The 692-nt window shown below is 66.6% G+C and carries 1 protein-coding gene and 1 pseudogene; one reads left to right on the top strand and one right to left on the bottom strand.

The annotated features are described in order from the left end of the window. A pseudogene (locus tag ENZ75_RS33490) lies at positions 1–252 on the top strand (MFS transporter); the annotation flags it as partial. Positions 253–349: 97 nt separating this feature from the next. Here the strand turns inward: ENZ75_RS33490 and ENZ75_RS33485 are convergent. Then, a partial coding sequence (locus ENZ75_RS33485) for a GFA family protein (protein WP_245481366.1) occupies positions 350–692 on the bottom strand: 343 nt, incomplete at its 5' end.

Genomic DNA, 692 nt, shown 5'->3' with positions numbered 1-692 from the left:
GTCTGGGGCTTTGCTTTCGGCGCCGTTCCGGTCGGGCTGCAGAGCTGGCTGGTGCGGGCAGCACCCGACCAGGCAGAAAGCGCCGGCGGACTGATGGTGGCGACGTTCCAGGTGGCGATCGCGCTCGGCGCCGTCTTCGGCGGCCTGCTGGTCGACCACACCGGCGTCGCCAGTGCCTTCGCCCATTGCGGCGCGGCGACATTGCTGGCGGCCAGCGTGGTGTTCCTGCGCGGCCCGAAGCAGGCCGAGTAGCCTCGCCGCAATCAGGCTTCCCTGACACCTGCGCGTCGGCCCGAGAACCATCACGGTTTTCGGGTCGACGCCGTTGTGACGGCAGCGACGAGCGAACTCAGGCCGACCGCCCGTCGAAATCGAAGACCGACAGGGTCGAGGGGTCGAGATCGGCCACGCAGTTGATGTTGATGTAGGCGCTGCGTTCACGGCCCTCGCGGACATCCTCCGCAAAGGGATGGATGCCGCAGGCCCGGCAGAACCGGTGCGCGATGGCATGATTGCCGAATGTGTAGGTGCCCAAATCGTCGCCCCAGGCCAGGACCCGCAAGGTCCCGTGCGGGATGGCACACAACAGGGCGCCCTTGCGCGAGCAGATCGAGCAATTGCACCTGATGGCGCTGGTCAGTTCGGCCTTGAATTCGAAGGCGACCTTGCCGCAGTGGCAACTGCCTTTGTAG

This window comes from Mesorhizobium sp. M7A.F.Ca.CA.002.04.1.1 (genome assembly GCF_004022805.1).
In the GTDB taxonomy this organism is placed as follows: Bacteria; Pseudomonadota; Alphaproteobacteria; order Rhizobiales; family Rhizobiaceae; genus Mesorhizobium; species Mesorhizobium ciceri.
This window is presented reverse-complemented; position numbering and strand designations above follow the sequence as displayed.